This is a genomic window from Microbispora sp. NPDC004025 (assembly GCF_053604425.1).
This window is the reverse complement of the sequence record NZ_JBSGHN010000009.1, coordinates 221811-238883: the sequence shown is the minus strand read 5'-3', so window position 1 is coordinate 238883 and position 17073 is coordinate 221811. Positions and strand designations below refer to the sequence as shown.

The following is a 17073-nucleotide window of genomic DNA, read 5'->3' as shown; positions in this document are numbered from 1 at the left end:
GCGGGCGGTCCCGCTACAGCACTCCGCCCGCCGCGTCGTGGAAGACCTCCGGCCAGAAGCGGAAGTCGTCCGCGCCCGCCGACGGCAGGCAGGCCACCGGGTCGACGGCGGCGAGCGTCGCGACCATGGTGTCGGCGAGCTGGTGGTAGAAGTTGCCGCCCGTGAGGTCGTAGGGATGTCTGAGCCCCTGCTCCATGGCGTACATCCACAGCGTGAACGCCAGAGTGGAGACGTCGGCGTTGAGCGGCGTCAGCTCCTCGCACGTGTAGGGGGCGTGGTAGACCTCGCCCGTGCGCCCGTCGAGCAGCGCCTCGAGGTCGTAGCCGCCCATCCCGCCGATCACGAACAGGTGATCGGCGCCGGGCGGGGGCGGGGTGCGCCTGATGTCATCGTGCAGGTGCGCGAGCCCGGGGTCCCGCAGGAACTCCTCGCGGTGCTCGATGACCGTCCGCAGGGGTTCTCCGGCGCCGTCGGCGGAGAACAGCCGGGCGTCCGCGGGCAGCCCGACCTCGCTCAGGAAGCGCCGGGTCGGCTCGTGCGTCAGCGCGGCCGGCAGGTTCTCGGGCGCGGCACGGACAAGGCCCTGCCCGCGGAAGACGTTCTCCAGCACCCGCGCGGGCAGATCGAGCCGCAGCCCCCGCCCGGGGGACGCGATCAGCGCAAGCGGCTTGATGACGGCCAGGATGCGCCACATGGCCGGCAGCTCGTACGGCCACTGCCCGGGCCCGCCCGCCGGACCCCAGCCGTCCGGCCCCCACTCCTCCGCGCGGAAGACGGCCACCAGCCGCCTGAGCGCTTCCTTCACCGGCTCGATGCCCGTGTGCCCCGCAAGATCGGCGAACCGCCCACGAAGCTCCTCGATCTCGGCCACGGCCGCCACCATCCGGTGCAGCGCGTCCACCGACGGCGCCAACGCGTCCAGGGCGACCAGGTCGGGCCGGTACACCTCCAGCGCGAAGACCCGGCCCGAATCGGGGTCCCGGGCCACCGCCTGTGCCTCCTGCCCCTCGCACAGCAGATGCCCTACGATCTCCAACCCCGCGACGAACGGGTCGAATTCACCCGGGCCGGCCGCTTCGACCAGATCGGCCGCCCGGAGCACGGGCGCCCCCGCGGCCCTGAACGTCATCAACCTCTGCCCCCGCGTCGCGATCACCGCGACAGTTCATCACAGACACCGTAGGAGGGCGGAGCGGTCAGCTGTGCGAGCCGCCGTCCACGCGGACCTCCACCCCGTTGAGGTAGGCGCCGTCCGCCGAGGCGGCGTACGCGATGGTCCCGGCGATGTCCTCCGGGCGGCCCGCCCTTCCCCAGAGGGGATAGGTGCGCGCGTACCAGGAGGTGTCGATGCCGGCGAAGGTCTCCCGGTCGGCGGTCAGCGGCGTGGCGACGCCGCCGGGCGAGATCGGGACGACGCGGATGCGGCGCGGCGCCAGCTCGGCGGCGAGGCTGATCGAGAACGACAGCAGCGCGCCCTTGGACGCCGCGTAGCCGGTCATCCAGGGATGCGCCTTCGTCGCCGCCGTCGAGGTGACGTTCACGATGACCCCGGTGCGGTCCGGGATGTGCGGCAGCACCTCCCGGCATAACACGACCGGGGCGAACACGTTGATCGCGAAGATCCGCCGGTAGTCGTCGAGCCGCAGCGACTCCATCGGGGTCACCCGCAGCACGCCGGCCACATTGGCCAGCACGTCCACCCGGCCGAGGCGGGCGACGGCCGCGGCCGCGGCCGACTCCACCGCCGGCTCGTCCGCCAGGTCCGCCCGCCAGGGGATGAAGCGATCGGTCCCGCCCGCGAGCTTGCCGGTCTCCGCGAGACCGTCCTCGTCCCGGTCCACGGCGAACACCGTGGCGCCCTCGTCCAGCAGCCGTACGGCGGCCGCCCTGCCGATGCCCGACGCCGCCCCGGTGAGCAGCACGTTCTTACCGTCGAACCGCTTCATCACGCCTCCCTGGCGACTGCGCGGCCGGCGCGGCGGCCGAAGAAGGTGCCGTCACCGAGTGACGTGCCGCTGATGTAACCCCCGCCGTGCATGCCCGAGGAGGCGCGGCCCGCCGCGTACAGCCCCGGGATGGGCCGTCCGGACTGGTTCAGCACCTCGCCGTCCACGGTCGTGCGCAGGCCGCCGAGCGTGAAGCCGGCGGCTCCGGTCCCCTTGCCCGCGCTGTCGCGGCCGCCCATGCCGAACCCCAGGCGCGGATCGGCGGCGGCGAACGGCCCCTTCAACGGGCGCAGCCACTTCGGGTCCTTGTGGAAGTAGGGGTCCTCGCCCCGCTCGGCGTGCCGGTTGTACACCGCGACGGTGTCCTCCAGCGCGCCGGGCGGCATGCCGAGCGACTCCTCCAGCTCGGCGAGGGTCTCGGCGACGAAGACCGGGCGCACGCCCCACAGGTCCCGCGCCGGGATGTCCTCGTAGCCCTCCTCGTCGATGATCGCCCAGTACGGCCCCGGCTGGTGCCGGACGGCGGCGACGCTGAACAGGCCGGGGTAGACGTCCTCGTTGATGAAGCGGCGGCCGAGCCCGTTGACGAGCATGCCGCGCACCAGCATCGCGGGCAGCGCCGTCATCGCGATCTCGACCTCGCCCATGCGCCGGGTGGCCGCGCCGACCGCGGTGGCCATCCGGATGCCACCGCCGTCGTCCAGGCCGTCGCTGACCTTGCCGTGCCCGATCAGCACCGGGGCGTGATCGGCCAGCATCTCCTCGTTGTCGACGAACCCGCCGGTGGTCAGCACCACTCCCCTACGGGCGCGGTAGGTCACCCGCTCGCCGTACCGGCGGGCCACCACCCCGGTGACCCGGCCGTCGGCGCCGAGGACGAGATTGCCGGCGCGGGTGTCGGTGTGACACGCGGCTCCGGCCGCCCGCGCCGCCTCGACGAGCGTGTCCATGAGCAGCCGCCCGCCCCAGCTCTCGGCGGCCGGGCGGTGGCCGCGCGGCACCGGCCGCGCGAGGGTGGCGTACGGCCAGGCGTTCTCCCCCAGCCACATGAGACCGTCGGTCGTCGGCGGCATCCAGCTCGGCGCGTCGTAGAACGACGCGTTGAACGGCACGCCCCTGGCCCGGAACCACTCGAAGTGCTCGACGCTGCCGTCGCAGTAGAGCCGCAGTTTCTCCGCGTCGGGGTGCGGGCCGAGCGCCGCCGCGAGGTAGGCGAACATGTTGTCCGGGTCGTCCTCGAACCCGCAGGCCCGCTGGACGGCCGTGCCGCCGCCGAGGTACAGCTCGCCGCCGGACATGGCGGACGAGCCGCCGGGGCCGCCCGCCCGCTCCAGCACGAGCACGTCCGCGCCCGCCGTCGCGGCCTCGTACGCGGCGGCCGCCCCGGCGCAGCCGAAGCCGACGACGACCACGTCGCACTCGTGGTCGAACGCCGCGACGGACCCGGCCGCCACCGGTTCCACCGATCGCATCGGCCGGCTCACTCCCTGGGAACGAAGGTGGCCGGCGGCTCGGACCCGGACCAGTCGTGGCCCCAGTAGCTGTCGGCCGTGATCTCCTCGGCCGTGTAGTACGTCTCGTCGACGCGCATGCCCTCGGTGCCGTACTCGATGTCCCAGCCTCCGGGGGCGCGGACGTAGAAGGACACCATCTTGTCGTTGGTGTGCCGGCCGAGGGTGGAGGAGATCGAGAAGCCCGCCTTGCGCACCCGGTCGAGCGCCATGCCCACCGCGTCGAGGCTGTCCACCTCGACCATCAGGTGCACCAGGCCGGGGTCGCCGGCGTACCCGGCGGGGCAGATCGCGAGGCTGTGGTGGCGCTGGTTGACGCCCATGAAGCGCACCCGGCGGTACGGCGGCTTCCCGCCGCCCATCTTGATGGCGCCCCGGGGCAGGAAACCGAGCACCTCGGTGTAGAAGGAGACCGTCTCGTCCATCGCGGTGGTGGGCACCACGACGTGGCCCATCCCCTGCGCGCCGGTCACGAACTTCTGGCCCAGGCCGGTGACGACCGGGCTGTGGTCGAGCACGGGCCCGAAGAAGACCTCGACGGGCACGCCCGCGGGGTCGGTGAAGGCGATGACCGCCTCGGCGTCGCGCTCGGCGGACTCCTCCTCCGACAGCACCTTGACCGGTGTGCCGGACGCCTCGACGGCGCGGCCGACGGCGGCGAGCGCGAACTGGTCGCGCACCTCCCAGCCGACCGCGAGCACCCGGTCGGTGTCGCCGGGCAGCACGGCGAGCCGCGCGCGGCGCTCGTCCATGCGCAGGTAGAGCCCGTCCGGGTCCGGCCCGGACCCCTCGGCGAAGCCGAGGCCGTCGATGAGGAGGCCGCGCCAGCGCCCGATGTCACGCGTCTGGACCTTGAGGTAGCCGAGTCCTCGGATCTGCGTCACTTGTGCTCAATCCAATCTGCCGGTCGGGGGGAGCCGATCGCCGATCCCCACCGTGGCAGACCCCGCGCCCGGCCGCCCCGGCCCTCCCGCTCAGTGAGAGCGGCCCGGGCCGCTCCGCCCCCGGCGTGATGCGGGGGCGGAGCGGGCGCGCCGGCGTCAGCGGGCCTCGTGGCGCCGCTGGCAGGTGATGCAGTAGCGGGCCATGGGCCGGATCTTCAGCCGGCCGAACGGGATGGCCGCCGCGCAGTCGGCGCACTGGCCGTAGCTGCCCTCCTCGATCCGCTCCAGCGCCTTGCGCAGCTCGGCGACCGCCCGCTCGGTGGCGGCGACGTCGGCGAGCAGGGCGAGCCTGGCCGCGCCGTCGTTGCCGCCGTCGACGGCGGCCCGCAGATCGCGCAGCTGCACCTCACGCCACTGGAGCTGCTCCTCCAGGTCCGCGCGCATGGCCTGCATCTGCGGCCTGCTGATGGCGGTGAACTCGTCACTGGTGGTCATCGTCGACGTCCTCTCGTCCGATGGCAGACATGCCGGGAGTGCGGTGCTCGACCGTGGACAGCAGGCAGGCCAGCCCTCTGACGGTCGCGTTGGCGGGATCGGCCGCGGGGCTGACGGTGATCCGCAGCTCCGCGCAGAGCTTGCGGGCCAGCTCCGGGTCGAGGGCGCCGCCGCCCGTGATCAGCAGGCCCTGCTGCCTGACGATGGCCCGCAGGGCGGCGGGAACGCGCGCGATCAGGTCGGCGACCATCGCCACGACGCGTTCCCGCGCGTACGGCGGGCAGCCGGCGCCCTCCGCCGGGCCGCCCACGGCGACCTGTACGGCACCCGCGTCGGCGATCTCGCCGGCCCGGATGACGACGGCCTCGGCGATCCCCGCCCCGGCGTCGAGCACGAGCCGGGGCCTCGGGTCGGCGATGTCCACGCCGCAGCCGACCGCCGCGGCCAGCGGCTCCTCGACGATCGTCACCCGGCAGCCGGCGGCGCTGCTGACCGCCGCGAACGCGGCGCGCCGGTCCAGCCGCGAAGCCGCGACGGGCACGCCGAGCAGGACGCGTTCGAGGGGCGGGTGCCGCTCGGTGACGGCGTCCCGCAGCGCCGTGCGGACCAGCCGCGCGCATGCGGGCATGTCGGCGACCATTCCGTGCCGCACCGGCCACCGGCGCGCCCCCGGATCGCCGCAGGCCGAGGGCCGCTCCTTGATCGCCGTGCTGCCTGACAGCAGCAGCCGGGTCCGCGCGGTGCCGAGGTCGAGGGCGAGGGCCGCTCCCCCGCCTCTCCTCCCGTTGACACCGGTCATGCCGGTCATGACCGTCATGCCGACATCCGGGCCTCGCCGGCGCAGGCCGCGCACTGCTGCACATGCGGCGCGAGCCGGAGCCGATCGAGCGGCAGGAACGCCTCGCATCGGGTGCAGGTGCCATAAAGGCCCCGATCCATCCGCTCCAGCGCCGCCTCGATCGCGGCGACGTCGCGCCGTGCCTGCCGTACGCGCGTGTCGTACGGGTCGCGCACCCGGGCCAGCTCGGCCCGGGCCGCGTGGAGCCGCTCCTCGAGCAGCATGCGCAGTTCGGACAGCTGCGCGGTGTACCGCCGGCATTCCTCGAAGAGGAGGCGCGGCGACCTGATCTCTGCCATAAGCGGCATCACTCCAGGTGAAGGATGATGTCGGCGCGCGAGCGCGCGCCTTCGGCGCACCGGTCGCCGGTGCGCGAGACGAGTACGCGGGGCGGACCCGCGGGACGGCGGTCGGGAGGCTCCGCTCGGAAGGGCGCGCCATGGCGGCGCGACGGGGGTGCGGATGCGCGAAAGCCGGCACGCGTCACCGGTCGCGTCGCCGGTCGCCTGACCTGCCGGGCCGGGTCGGCCGGGTACGGGTCAGGCGCGCGACGACGAGGACCGGGACGGTGCCGCGGTTCCGGCGCGCTCCGAGCGAGCTGGTGTCACCCGGCCTGTGGTGGACTGCGCGAGCCGGCGGTTCGGTGCCCGGTCTGCTGCGGGCTGAGGACGATGTCCTCGTGGCTCCGGGCGGGCACCGGTACGGAGACGGGAGCCGCGGCGACGGCGACGCGCGACCGGAACGGGAACGGCAGGTGCTCGGGACCGGCGGGACCCGCGGGCAGGGTCGCCGACTGCGGCGTCCACGCTCCCGGTGTCCACAGCTCGGCGGCGGCCTGCGGCGTGCGCTGAGCGGGATCCCCGCCGTACCAGGCGGGGGTGGAGGCGACCAGCGCGAGGGCGAGCATCAGCAGGCCCACCACCAACGTGAAGGCGGTGGACCCGCACGTGCCACGTCGTGAGGTCGCCATGAGACCGACCATAACCCACCTTCGCGAAACGGTCATCCGCGTTTTCCGTCGCCCGTTTCTCCCGCTCGGCGCCTGCCCTGTTCTCGCCATTCGTTCTGCGTACCCGTTCCTCACCGGGCGGTCCCCTCCGCGCGGGTGCGTTTCCCGTTTCCCGCCGGTACGGCATTCGGCACATTCGCGCGGAACTCGCTACGGTGGCCGCAGGACCGGGCGAAGCGGGAGGGAGGCGATGATCGTGCGACGCAGGCTGACCGCCGCGCTGCTGCTCCTGCTGCACGCGATCGTCCTGACCGCCGGCGGCGTGCCCGCGTCCGCGTCCGTGTGGGAGACACCGCATCGCGCCGCCGGTCTCCACGCCGCGGGCCCCCACATCACGAGTCGTGTGGCGGCCACCGCGAGCGGCGTGCGCCAGGGGGCCCTCCGCCAGGCCCCGGCGCGTGACGGCGCGCGGCTCACCGACGCGCGGATCTGCGCCCCGGCCCACGCCACGCGGCCGGCCCAGGGCGATCCGCCCCGCGTCCAGTCGGGCGCGGGCGGCCCCGGCGTGTCCGGCGGGCCGGTCGTGCTGCCCAACCCCGCGGCGCCGCGCGGCGGCACCCGGGTCACCCGGGCCGGGCCGCATCAGGACGGCCCGCCCGCCCAGTGCCCGCGCCGGGCCGCCACGGCCCGCGCTCCTCCCTCCACCGCGTACTGAGACCTTTCCCACTCGTACGCCTGTGGAGGCTTCATGTCCCGTGCGCCCATGTGGCGCGCGGTGGCGGCGCTCGCCGTCATCGCGACCTCACTGCTGCTCGCTCTCACCATGGCCCCGCGCCTCGGCCTCGACCTGCGCGGCGGTACCCAGCTCGTCTTCGAGACGAAGGACTCTCCCACGGTCAAGGCGGACGCCGACGCCACCGACCGTGCCCTCGACGTGCTCCGGCGCCGGGCGGACGCCCTCGGAGTCGTCGATCCCACCCTGGTCCGCTCCGGCGAGAAGCGGATCATCGTCGAACTGCCCGGCGTGCTCGACCCGCGCGAGGCCGCCGCGGTCATCGGCAAGACCGCCCAGCTCAACTTCCATTCGGTGCTCGGCCCCGCGGAGGCCGGTGACAAGGACGCGATCGCCGACGAGAGCGGCCAGAAGCTGAAGCTCGGGCCGGTCGCGCTCAGCGGGGCCGGCGTCACCGACGCCGCCGCCCGCACCGACCCCCAGATGGGGCCCGGCTGGTTCGTCACGATCGACTTCAAGGAGCCCGGACCCTGGCGGGAGCTGACCGGGACGGCGGCCTGCGCGCCTCCCGGCGACCACAAGCGCCGCGTCGCCATCGTCCTCGACAACGAGATCATCTCCTCGCCGCAGGTGGACGAGTCGATCGCCTGCGAGGCGGGGATCCCCGGCGGCACCACGCAGATCACCGGGTCCTTCACCGCCCAGGAGGCGCAGAACCTCGCGGTGCTGGTCAAGGGCGGTTCGCTCCCGGTGCCGCTGGAACTGGTCGAGCAGCGCACGGTCGGCCCGACCCTCGGCGCCGACGCCATCGCGGCGAGCGCCAAGGCCGGCATCGTCGGGGTGATCCTGACCGCGCTGTTCATCGGCGTCGTCTACCGCCTGGTGGGCGTGCTGGCCGCGGTCGCGCTCGCCTGCTACGGCCTGATCTCGTACGCCGGGCTCGTGGCCATGGGGGCCACGCTCACACTGCCCGGCCTGGCCGGGTTCGTCCTGGCGATCGGCATGGCGGTGGACGCCAACGTGCTGGTCTTCGAACGGGCCAGGGAGGAGTACGGCGAGGCGCCCCGCCGAGGCCTCAAGGCGGCCCTCGAACGCGGCTTCAAGAACGCCTGGAGCGCGATCGCCGACTCCAACATCACCACCCTGCTCGCCGCCGGGTTGCTGTTCTGGCTGGCCTCGGGCCCGGTGAAGGGCTTCGGCGTGACCCTGGCCATCGGCGTGCTGGCCTCGCTGGTCTCGGCCATGCTGATCACCCGGGTGCTCGCCACCGCCCTGATCGGCAGGATCGGCCCCCGGGCGTCCGGCATCGGCTCGATCGGCCGGGTCAGGACCTGGCTGACCCGGCGCGACCCGGATCTGATGCGGGGCAGGCGGCTGTGGCTCGCCGTCGCGGCCGGGCTGCTCGTGCTCGCCGGGGCGGGGCTGGTCACCCGCGGCCTGAACTACGGCGTCGAGTTCACCGGCGGCCGGATCGTGGAGTTCGGCACGAGCAGGCCGGTCGACGTCACGGCGGCCAGGCAGGCGGTGGCGGACGCCGGGTTCCCCTCGGCCGTCGTGCAACGGTCGGACGACGCGATCTCGGTGCGCACCGGGCAGATCAGCGCGGACGACGTGGTCCGCGTGGAGGAGGCGCTGGACCGGAGCGTGGGCGAGGTCACCAAGCAGCGTGACGAGCTCATCGGGCCGAGCCTGGGCGAGGAACTGCGCCGCAACGCGCTCATCGCGCTCGCCGTCGCGCTCGCCGCGCAGCTCGCCTACCTGGCGTTCCGGTTCCGGTGGACGTTCGGCACGGCGGCCGTGGCGGCGCTGTTCGTGGACGCGGCCGTCGTCGTCGGCACGTTCGCCTGGCTGAGCAAGCCGATCGACGGGGTGTTCCTGGCCGCGATGCTGACGATCATCGGTTACTCGGTCAACGACAAGGTCGTGCTGTTCGACCGGGTGCGCGAGCTGTGGCCGATGCGGCGCGGCGAGCCGTTCGGCCGGGTGGTGAACGCCGCGATCCTGCAGACCGCACCCCGCACGGTGAACACCGGGCTCGGGGCGCTGTTCATCCTGGCGGCTCTGGCGGTGTTCGGCGGAGACTCGCTGCGGGACTTCGCCGTCGCCCTGCTGATCGGCATCGTCGTGGGCACGCTGTCGTCGTCGTTCGTGGCCGGGCCGGTGGCGATCGCGCTGGAGCGGCGCTCCAGCCAGCCGCCGCCGGCTCCCGCCGCACCGCGGGTCAAGCCCGCGCGGCGCGACGGCTCCGGCGCGGTGGTCTGAGCCGGAACGGCCCCCGGGGGCGGGCGTCCCGCCCCGGGGGCCGTGCGGCTGGGTCGTGCGGCTGGGTCGTGCGGCTACTGGCGGCCGAGCGCGCGCAACTGGGCGGGCGTCAGCGCGGAGACGTTCTGGTCGATGGGCGAGTCGGTGTACTGGTGGATCGCCCAGGCCTTCCAGTCGGCGGGCGGCGTGATGTCGCCCGGAGCCTTGCTGTAGTGGGCCACCCAGAGCGGGTAGTCGCCGAGGCCGCGGCCGTACTTGTCGGCGAAGTTCCAGCCGCTGTAGAACATCGGCTTCGTCCCGGTCTTGGCCGTCACGTACTCCAGCCAGGCCTTGGCCCACTCGTTGACGTGCTCGACCGACTGGCCGTCGCTGGTCTCCAGGTCGAGCACCAGGATGTCGCCGGGCTTGCCCGGCTGCGAGCTCACCACGTCGAGGAAGTGGTCGGCCTCGGCGATGGGGTCGTTCTTGGGATGACCGTAGTGGTAGACGCCGCGGACGATGCCCTTCTTGTCCAGCTCACGCCAGTGCCGGGGGAAGGACGAGTCGACCCAGGACGTGCCCTCGGTCGCCTTGATGAAGCCGAACTGCGCGCGGCTGTTCATCCAGTCGTGGTCGGCCTCGTAGCCGGAGACGTCCTGGCCGTACGTGTGCGGGTTGGCGTAGGCCGGGCCGGGCAGGGCGACGGCCGCCGTGACGCCGGCCGTGGCGGCCGAGACCGCGAGGGTCGCCGCCGCGAGGGCGGAGCGCAGGCGCCGGCCGGAGGGCCGGCGATCGAGGGAGAGGCGGTGGGTGGACATGTCGGGGCTGACTCCTTGCTTCCATGCCGCCTACCGGGTTAGCTGACGGGTTCGGGCAGGAAGTGCCCTACGGGCGCATCTGGGGCTGCTCCCGATTCACCCCGAAGAGAAGTGGGTCCCCGGCTCCGCTGATCGCGGATTCGGCGGCCGCACGGTCACGGGACCGCGCGGACCGGGCAACGACACGGCAAGGGATGCGGCGCCGGAGGGCGGTCGCTACCCCAAACCGTGTGCCCTAAAGGTACACACACCATCAGATTGGTGTAAACGGGACAAAACACGTCTTTACCTGCGGCGACAGGCGAGGTAAGGATCACCGATACTGACGGTTAGTATTCATCGCCTCACGGATTGTGAAAGAGTCCGTCTCCGGAGAGATCACTCTCCTCCCTCCCCCCCGCACCAGGGCCGGGGACGGCGGCGAACGACGGAAGTGACCATGTACTCCTTCTCGAGGCGGGCGATGTGAGAGGCGTGCCTCATCACGTGGCGTGCGTGATGGACGGGAACGGGCGGTGGGCCGCGCAGCGGTCGCTGTCCCGCATCGAGGGGCATCGGGCGGCGGAGGCCGCCGTGATCGATGTCATCGAGGCGGCCCACACCGCCGGCGTCGGGTGGTTGAGCCTGTACGCCTTCTCCACGGAGAACTGGCGGCGCCCGGCCGCCGAGGTCGACGACCTGCTCCGGCTGGTTCGCCGCGCCATCCGCAAACACGCCTTGTCTTTGCACACACGCGGGATCCGCTGCCGGTTCCTCGGCGTCGCCGATCCGCGGATCCCGCCCGCGCTGGCCCGTGACATCGCCGATCTGACGGCGCTGACCCGCGACAACCGGCGGATGACGTTGACGGTGGCGTTCGACCACGGCGGCCGCCGCGACATCGTCGAGGCCGCCCGGTCGCTGATCCGCGACGGGGTGCCGCCCGAGCAGGTCACCGAGGAAAGCTTCGCCCGCCGTCTGCCCCACCCCGACATGCCGGAGGTGGACCTGGTCATCCGCACCTCCGGAGAACAGCGGATATCCAACTTCATGCTGTGGCAGGTGGCCTACGCCGAATGGGTCTTCCCCCGGGTGCTGTGGCCGGACTTCCGCGCCGGGCACTTCTGGGAATGCCTGGAGACCTACCGGCGGCGCGACCGCCGGTTCGGCGGGGTACAGGAACCGGCCCTGACAGGAAAGGAATGTCGATGAGCGACGCCGCACCCGCCGGAGCCGACGCCGATCCGCTCGGCCCGGGATCGATGCTCCACCGGTTGACCCGCCAGACACGCTGGGGGCTGGTGGCGACCCGGGCCATCGTCCTGGAGGCCGCGCACCCGCAGATCGGCGCCGCGCTGATCGCCAACTCGACCTTCGTCGCGCACCCGTGGCGGCGCCTGCGCAACACCGTGCTCAGCGCGCAGCGGATGGTCGACCCCGACATCCGGGTGCGCCAGCGGGAGGCGGCCCGGCTCAACCGCCTGCACGCGCGCATCACCGGCACCGACGCCGAGAACCGCCCGTTCAACGCCGCCGATCCCGAGGCACGCGCCTGGGTGGTGGCGACGCTGTTCGAATCCGCGGTCACCATTGGCCGGCTGAGCGGCGAGTCCCTCGACGGCCCCGCCCTGGACCGGCTGTACGCCGAGTTCCAGGCGTTCCTCGCACTGATGGACCCCTACGGCGGCAAGCTTCCGCCCACGGTGCGGGAGTTCTGGCGCTACTACTCGACCGTCGTCGAGGAGCGGCTGGAGAACACCGAAGCGGTCCACGTCGTCCTCGACCGCCTGTTCGCGCAGGTACCCGCGCCCCCTCTGCTCCGCGACCGGCCCGCCGTGTGGGCGGCGGGCAGGGCCATCGCCGGGCCGACGGCCAGCGCGATCATCGTGGCGACGCTGCCCGAGTCGCTCCGCGCACGGCTGGGGCTCGCCGAGGTCCCCGGCACGCGCACGCTCATGCACGCCACCTGCCTGTCCACGAGTCTCGCGACGCGGCTGCTGCCGGAGTCGTGGACCCGGCTCGACACGGTCATGACCATGCTCGACCCGGGCTACGCGCCGCAGCGGGGCGGCGAGGCGCTGGCGGGGCTACGCCGTGGCGTGGCGAAAGCCGGGGCGCTCCTGCGCCTCCTCACGCCCGGTCAGGAGACGTCGGCCGCCGGCGACTCGGCGGTGCGCTCCGCCTCACGGTTCTTCTCCGAGGTCCTCGACCAGACCGGCGACGGCCACCTCCGCTGGCCCGACCTCGCCGCGATGGCGCGGGAGATCGCCACCCGTCTGGACCTGGACACCCAGGACGAGGACCGCCTGTTCGCCGCCTTCGCCGACTGGTGGCGTGAGCTGCAGAAGGAGCTCGACACCGACGGCGACGGACGCATCACCGGCGACGAGTACGGCGCGGCGGCGGCCGCCATGGCCGGCTCCGCCCTCATCAGGATCGCCGAGGTCCTGTTCGACGTGACGGACACGGACGACGACCAGGTCATCGACGCCCAGGAGTACCGCGCTCTCTTCCGGACCGCCTTCGATCAGGACCCGGGCGACGGCGACGCCGGCGAGCGACTGACCCGGGCCGAGTTCGTCCGCCGGTTCCTGGACTTCATGGCCGGCCGCCGGCACTCCGGGGTCTACGACCAGATGTTCGCCCAGACCTGACGGCGCCGCCTCCGGCGGGAACCGGCACTCTCAGATCCGGCACTCCTCAGATCATCGAGCGCATCGGGCCGTGCGGCGGCTCGATGCCGAGTTGCGTCAGCGCGGTGACGTGGAAGACCGAGCCGGGCACGTGGATCGCGTGGGCCAGCCCGACGTGCGCGTCCCGCCAGAAGCGCTGGATCGGGTTGTCCGCCCGCATCGCGTTGCCGCCCGACCGCGCCACGATCTCGTCCATCGCCCGTACCGCGCGCCAGGCCGCCTGGACCTGGGTGCGGCGGCCCACGGCCCGCTCGTCGAAGGTCACCTCGCGGCCGGAGGCCACGATGTCGTACATCCGCGAGGCGTTGTCGAGCAGCGCCGAGCGCGCCGCCGCGATCTCGGCCGCCGCCTCGCTGATCGCGTACAGGACGTACGGGTCGTCCTTGATCCTGGTGCCGGTGATCTGCACGCGGCTCCGCTGGTACGCCATGTGGTGCGCGAGCGCGCCCTCGGCGATGCCGACGACCGCGGCGGTGATCCCGAGCGGGAACGCCGCGGAGAACGGCATGTGGTAGAGCGGGTTGGTCAGCCCGGCCTCCTTGGCCTGGCTGCCGTCCACGACCTTGTTGTACGGGATCGTCCGGTAGCCGGGGACGAACGCGTCCGTGACGATGATGTCCTTGCTGCCGGTGCCGCGCAGGCCGACGACGTTCCAGGAGTCCTCGACGATCTCGTAGTCCGACCGCGGCAGGATGAGGTGCAGCGAGGCCGGCGGCTGGGCCATCCTGCCCTCGGCGTCGCCGAGCATGCCGCCGAGGAAGATCCAGTCGCAGTGGTCGGTGCCCGAGGAGAACTGCCAGCGGCCGTTGAAGACGTAGCCGCCGTCGACGGGCCGGGCGATGCCCATCGGCGCGTACGGCGAGGCGATCCACGTGTCCTGGTTCTCGCCCCAGACCTCCTGCTGGACCCGCGGGTCGGCGAAGGCCATCTCCCACGGATGCACGCCCACGACTCCCGCGACCCAGCCGGTCGAGCCGTCGAGGCTCGCCAGCTTCATGATCGTCTCGGCGTAGTCGCGGGGGTGGAACTCGAAGCCGCCGTGGATCTTCGGCTGGAGCATGCGGATGACCCCCGCTTCGCGCAGCACCTTGGCGGCCTGGTCGTCCAGCCGGCACAGGGTCTCATTGGAGGGGCCGAGGGCGCTGATCTCCTCGGCGCGCTGGGTGATCGCTTCGAGTACCGGGTTGGCCATGGCTGTTCTCACTTCTTCGCCGCGAGGGCGACTGCGATTTCGATGAGCTGGTCTTCCTGACCGCCGATCAGCTTGCGGCGCCCGGCCTCCATGAGGATCTCGGCGCCGGACACGCCGTACGTCCTCGCCTGACGGTCGGCGTGCTTGAGGAAGCTGGAGTAGACCCCGGCGTAGCCCATGGTCAGGGTCAGCCGGTCGAGCAGGCACTCGCCGTCCATGATCGGGCGGACCACGTCCTCGGCGGCGTCGATGATCTTGAGGGTGTCGATGCCCGTGCGGATACCGAGCTTGTCGGTGACGGCGGCGAAGGCCTCCAGCGGCGTGTTGCCCGCGCCGGCGCCGAACCGCCGCACCGAGCCGTCGATCTGCTTGGCCCCGGCCCGTACGGCGAGGATCGAGTTGGCCACCCCGAGCCCGAGGTTCTCGTGGCCGTGGAAGCCGACCTGGGCGTCGTCCCCCAGCTCGGCCACGAGCGCGGCGACGCGGTCGCTCGTCCGCTCCATGATCAGCGCCCCGGCCGAGTCGACGACGTAGACGCACTGGCAGCCGGCGTCGGCCATGATCCTGGCCTGGCCGGCCAGGACCTCCGGCGGCTGACTGTGCGACATCATCAGGAAGCCGACCGTCTCCAGGCCGAGCTCCCTGGCCAGCCCGAAGTGCTGGACCGAGACGTCGGCCTCGGTGCAGTGGGTGGCGATCCTGCAGATGCTCGCGCCGTTGTCGGCGGCCTCGCGGATGTCGTCCTTGAGACCGACGCCGGGCAGCATCAGGAACGCGATCTTCGCCCGCCTGGCCGTGGCGACCGCGGCCTTGATGAGCTCCTGCTCGGGCGTGTGGCTGAACCCGTAGTTGAACGACGAGCCGCCGAGGCCGTCGCCGTGCGTCACCTCGATGACCGGCACGCCCGCGTCGTCCAGCGCGGTGACGATGGACCGCACGTGCTCGACGGTGAACTGGTGCTGCTTGGCGTGCGAGCCGTCCCGCAGGCACGAGTCGGTGACCCTGATGTCGAGGTCGGCGCTGTAGGGCATGGGTCGGTCTCCTTACGAGTGGATGCGCTGCGCGAAGCCCTCGCCGACCCTGGTGGCGGCGGCCGTCATGATGTCGAGGTTGCCGGAGTACGGCGGCAGGAAGTCGCCCGCGCCCTCGACCTCGACGAACACGGCGACGCGGGCGAGCCCGCCGCTGACCGCCGTCGGGTCGTCGAACTGTGACTCGTGGAATTGGGGCTCGGTCCGCAGCCGGTAGCCGGGCACGTACGACGCGACGCCGACGGCCACCTTCTCGATGGAGGCCGCGATCGCGTCCCGGTCGGCGTCGACGGGGATCGAGCAGAAGATCGTGTCCCGCATGAGCATCGGCGGCTCGGCCGGGTTCAGGATGATGATGGCCTTGCCCCGCCCGGCGCCGCCGATCGTCTCGATGCCGCGCGCGGTCGTCCTGGTGAACTCGTCGATGTTGGCGCGGGTGCCGGGACCGGCCGACGGAGAGGCCACGCTGGCCACGATCTCCGCGTACGCCACCTCGGTGACCTGCGAGACCGCGTGCACGATCGGGATCGTCGCCTGGCCGCCGCAGGTGATCAGGCTGACGTTGGGGGCGTCGAGATGAGCGCCGAGGTTGACCGCGGGCACCACCGCCGGGCCGATCGCGGCCGGGGTCAGGTCGACGGCCCGGATGCCCAGCTCACGGTACTTCGGCGCGTTCTCCCTGTGCACGTACGCCGAGGTCGCCTCGAAGACGATGTCGGGCCGCTCGTCCCGGCCGAGCAGCCAGTCCACGCCGTCGGCCGAGGTGATCAGGCCATGGTCGGCGGCCCGCTTGAGGCCCGGGCTGCCGGGCTCCACGCCGATCATCCAGCGTGGCTCGATGTGCGCCGAGCGCAGCAGCTTGTACATCAGGTCGGTCCCGATGTTGCCCGAGCCGACGATCGCGGCGGTCGCCTTACTCATGGAAGTCCTCTTATCCGGATCATTCGAAGCGAGCGGTGACGGAGCCGAGCCCGGCGAACTCGGCGCGGAAGACGTCGCCGGGACGCACGTCGACGGCCCTGGTGCAGGAGCCAGGAAGGACGACGTGCCCGGCCTCGAGCTTGACCCCGAACGAGGCGACCTTCCTGGCCAGCCAGGCCACGGCCGTGGTGGGGTTCCCGAGCACGGCGCCGGTGTTGCCCCGGGTGATCTCGTTGCCGTCGCCGTCGTGGAGCACTGCCTCGATGCCGGCCAGGTCCATCCCCTCGGGGCTCACCCGCGCGTCGCCGAGGAGCACCCCGGCCGAGGACGCGTTGTCCGCGATCGTGTCGGCCAGGCGGATCCGCCAGTCCGTGATGCGGCTGTCGATCAGCTCGATGCTCGGCACGACGTACTCGGTCGCGGCGAGCACGTCCTCCTCGGTGCAGCCCTCGCCGGGCAGGCTCGCCCCGAGCACGTATCCGATCTCGACCTCGACCCGGGGGTAGCAGTAGCGCGCGGCCTCGATCGGCTCGTCCTGCGCCAGCACCATGTCGTCGAGCAGGTGGCCGTAGTCGGGCTCGTCCACGCCCATCATCCGCTGCATGACCGGGGAGGACAGGCCCACCTTGTGCCCGCACACCCGGGCCCCGGCCGCCAGCCGCCGCCGGATGTTGGCGAGCTGGATCTCGTAGGCGTCCACCACGTCGATGCCCGGGTAGGCGTCGGTCAGCGGCTCGATCGGCGAGCGGTCCCGCTCGGCCGCCCGCAGCCGCCCGGCCGCCTCCGCCCGCAGCGCCTCGTCCAGCATCGGGGATCCTCCTCGTGTCCTGCTGATGGTCAAA

At 72.7% G+C, this 17073-nt stretch carries 17 protein-coding genes and 1 riboswitch; of the genes, 4 read left to right on the top strand and 13 right to left on the bottom strand.

All coding sequences use genetic code 11. The features are described 5' to 3' along the window. Positions 1-13: 13 nt before the first annotated feature. The 8 genes from ACWEQG_RS23225 to ACWEQG_RS23190 form a co-directional block, all read right to left on the bottom strand. Positions 14-1129 (bottom strand): SUKH-4 family immunity protein, encoded by a 1116-nt coding sequence (locus ACWEQG_RS23225; RefSeq protein ID WP_452287629.1) that lies wholly within the window; start codon positions 1127-1129, stop codon positions 14-16. A 67-nt stretch (positions 1130-1196) separates the two neighbouring features. Further along, entirely contained in the window at positions 1197-1946 is a 750-nt protein-coding gene (locus ACWEQG_RS23220) for an SDR family NAD(P)-dependent oxidoreductase (protein WP_452287627.1), read from the bottom strand. Beyond that, positions 1946-3418: an FAD-dependent oxidoreductase gene (locus ACWEQG_RS23215; RefSeq protein WP_452287625.1), complete on the bottom strand. Its 1473-nt coding sequence runs from the start codon at positions 3416-3418 to the stop codon at positions 1946-1948. The genes ACWEQG_RS23220 and ACWEQG_RS23215 overlap by 1 nt, the downstream gene beginning before the upstream one ends. A gap of 8 nt (positions 3419-3426) precedes the next feature. After that, positions 3427-4341 (bottom strand): VOC family protein, encoded by a 915-nt coding sequence (locus tag ACWEQG_RS23210; protein WP_452287623.1) that lies wholly within the window; start codon positions 4339-4341, stop codon positions 3427-3429. A 156-nt stretch (positions 4342-4497) separates the two neighbouring features. Beyond that, positions 4498-4836, bottom strand: a complete 339-nt coding sequence (locus tag ACWEQG_RS23205) for a TraR/DksA family transcriptional regulator (protein WP_363474030.1) — start codon at positions 4834-4836, stop codon at positions 4498-4500. Beyond that, on the bottom strand, positions 4823-5653 hold the full coding sequence (locus tag ACWEQG_RS23200) for a rod shape-determining protein (protein WP_452287621.1): 831 nt from the start codon (positions 5651-5653) through the stop codon (positions 4823-4825). The genes ACWEQG_RS23205 and ACWEQG_RS23200 overlap by 14 nt, the downstream gene beginning before the upstream one ends. Further along, positions 5650-5973: a TraR/DksA family transcriptional regulator gene (locus ACWEQG_RS23195; protein WP_346227979.1), complete on the bottom strand. Its 324-nt coding sequence runs from the start codon at positions 5971-5973 to the stop codon at positions 5650-5652. Before ACWEQG_RS23195 ends, ACWEQG_RS23200 begins: the two co-directional genes overlap by 4 nt. 305 nt (positions 5974-6278) lie before the next feature. After that, positions 6279-6644 (bottom strand): hypothetical protein, encoded by a 366-nt coding sequence (locus ACWEQG_RS23190; protein WP_363474098.1) that lies wholly within the window; start codon positions 6642-6644, stop codon positions 6279-6281. Positions 6645-6879: 235 nt separating this feature from the next. Between ACWEQG_RS23190 and ACWEQG_RS23185 the strand changes: the two genes are divergently transcribed. Together ACWEQG_RS23185 and secD are read left to right on the top strand one after the other, a co-directional pair. Then, positions 6880-7338 (top strand): hypothetical protein, encoded by a 459-nt coding sequence (locus ACWEQG_RS23185; protein ID WP_452287620.1) that lies wholly within the window; start codon positions 6880-6882, stop codon positions 7336-7338. A gap of 33 nt (positions 7339-7371) precedes the next feature. Then, the gene (gene secD, locus ACWEQG_RS23180) at positions 7372-9618 is read left to right on the top strand and encodes a protein translocase subunit SecD (RefSeq protein ID WP_452287618.1); all 2247 of its coding nucleotides are present in this window, start codon (positions 7372-7374) and stop codon (positions 9616-9618) included. 74 nt (positions 9619-9692) lie between these two features. Here secD and ACWEQG_RS23175 read toward each other — a convergent pair whose 3' ends face one another. After that, positions 9693-10415 (bottom strand): glycoside hydrolase family 25 protein, encoded by a 723-nt coding sequence (locus ACWEQG_RS23175; RefSeq protein ID WP_452287616.1) that lies wholly within the window; start codon positions 10413-10415, stop codon positions 9693-9695. A gap of 12 nt (positions 10416-10427) precedes the next feature. After that, positions 10428-10571, bottom strand: a riboswitch (cyclic di-AMP (ydaO/yuaA leader). Between the two features lie 318 nt (positions 10572-10889). Between ACWEQG_RS23175 and uppS the strand changes: the two genes are divergently transcribed. Together uppS and ACWEQG_RS23165 are read left to right on the top strand one after the other, a co-directional pair. Continuing rightward, positions 10890-11606 carry a polyprenyl diphosphate synthase gene (uppS, locus tag ACWEQG_RS23170; RefSeq protein ID WP_452287614.1) on the top strand — a complete coding sequence of 239 codons (717 nt, stop codon included), beginning with the start codon at positions 10890-10892 and terminating at the stop codon, positions 11604-11606. Beyond that, on the top strand, positions 11603-13048 hold the full coding sequence (locus ACWEQG_RS23165; RefSeq protein WP_452287612.1) for an oxygenase MpaB family protein: 1446 nt from the start codon (positions 11603-11605) through the stop codon (positions 13046-13048). Before uppS ends, ACWEQG_RS23165 begins: the two co-directional genes overlap by 4 nt. Positions 13049-13094: 46 nt before the next feature. Here the strand turns inward: ACWEQG_RS23165 and ACWEQG_RS23160 are convergent, their stop codons facing one another. The 4 genes from ACWEQG_RS23160 to ACWEQG_RS23145 are packed head-to-tail and all read right to left on the bottom strand — an operon-like array spanning position 13095 to position 17039. Next, positions 13095-14279: an acyl-CoA dehydrogenase family protein gene (locus tag ACWEQG_RS23160; RefSeq protein WP_452287610.1), complete on the bottom strand. Its 1185-nt coding sequence runs from the start codon at positions 14277-14279 to the stop codon at positions 13095-13097. 8 nt (positions 14280-14287) lie between these two features. Continuing rightward, positions 14288-15310, bottom strand: coding sequence for a 4-hydroxy-2-oxovalerate aldolase (dmpG, locus tag ACWEQG_RS23155; protein ID WP_452287608.1), 1023 nt, complete (start codon positions 15308-15310; stop codon positions 14288-14290). A gap of 12 nt (positions 15311-15322) precedes the next feature. After that, positions 15323-16231, bottom strand: coding sequence for an acetaldehyde dehydrogenase (acetylating) (locus ACWEQG_RS23150; RefSeq protein WP_452287606.1), 909 nt, complete (start codon positions 16229-16231; stop codon positions 15323-15325). A 19-nt stretch (positions 16232-16250) separates the two neighbouring features. Further along, a complete protein-coding gene (locus tag ACWEQG_RS23145; RefSeq protein WP_452287604.1) occupies positions 16251-17039 on the bottom strand; it encodes a 2-keto-4-pentenoate hydratase in 789 nt (262 codons plus the stop codon). Between the last annotated feature and the right edge of the window lie 34 nt (positions 17040-17073).

Coding starts and splice junctions, on each gene's coding strand:
- ACWEQG_RS23145 (WP_452287604.1), bottom strand. CDS start 17,039: ATGCTGGACGAGGCGCTGCGGGCGGAGGCGGCCGGGCGGCTGCGGGCG.
- ACWEQG_RS23215 (WP_452287625.1), bottom strand. CDS start 3,418: ATGCGATCGGTGGAACCGGTGGCGGCCGGGTCCGTCGCGGCGTTCGAC.
- ACWEQG_RS23190 (WP_363474098.1), bottom strand. CDS start 6,644: ATGGCGACCTCACGACGTGGCACGTGCGGGTCCACCGCCTTCACGTTG.
- ACWEQG_RS23200 (WP_452287621.1), bottom strand. CDS start 5,653: ATGACGGTCATGACCGGCATGACCGGTGTCAACGGGAGGAGAGGCGGG.
- dmpG (WP_452287608.1), bottom strand. CDS start 15,310: ATGCCCTACAGCGCCGACCTCGACATCAGGGTCACCGACTCGTGCCTG.
- ACWEQG_RS23220 (WP_452287627.1), bottom strand. CDS start 1,946: ATGAAGCGGTTCGACGGTAAGAACGTGCTGCTCACCGGGGCGGCGTCG.
- ACWEQG_RS23205 (WP_363474030.1), bottom strand. CDS start 4,836: ATGACCACCAGTGACGAGTTCACCGCCATCAGCAGGCCGCAGATGCAG.
- ACWEQG_RS23160 (WP_452287610.1), bottom strand. CDS start 14,279: ATGGCCAACCCGGTACTCGAAGCGATCACCCAGCGCGCCGAGGAGATC.
- ACWEQG_RS23225 (WP_452287629.1), bottom strand. CDS start 1,129: ATGACGTTCAGGGCCGCGGGGGCGCCCGTGCTCCGGGCGGCCGATCTG.
- ACWEQG_RS23150 (WP_452287606.1), bottom strand. CDS start 16,231: ATGAGTAAGGCGACCGCCGCGATCGTCGGCTCGGGCAACATCGGGACC.
- secD (WP_452287618.1), top strand. CDS start 7,372: ATGTCCCGTGCGCCCATGTGGCGCGCGGTGGCGGCGCTCGCCGTCATC.
- ACWEQG_RS23165 (WP_452287612.1), top strand. CDS start 11,603: ATGAGCGACGCCGCACCCGCCGGAGCCGACGCCGATCCGCTCGGCCCG.
- ACWEQG_RS23195 (WP_346227979.1), bottom strand. CDS start 5,973: ATGGCAGAGATCAGGTCGCCGCGCCTCCTCTTCGAGGAATGCCGGCGG.
- ACWEQG_RS23175 (WP_452287616.1), bottom strand. CDS start 10,415: ATGTCCACCCACCGCCTCTCCCTCGATCGCCGGCCCTCCGGCCGGCGC.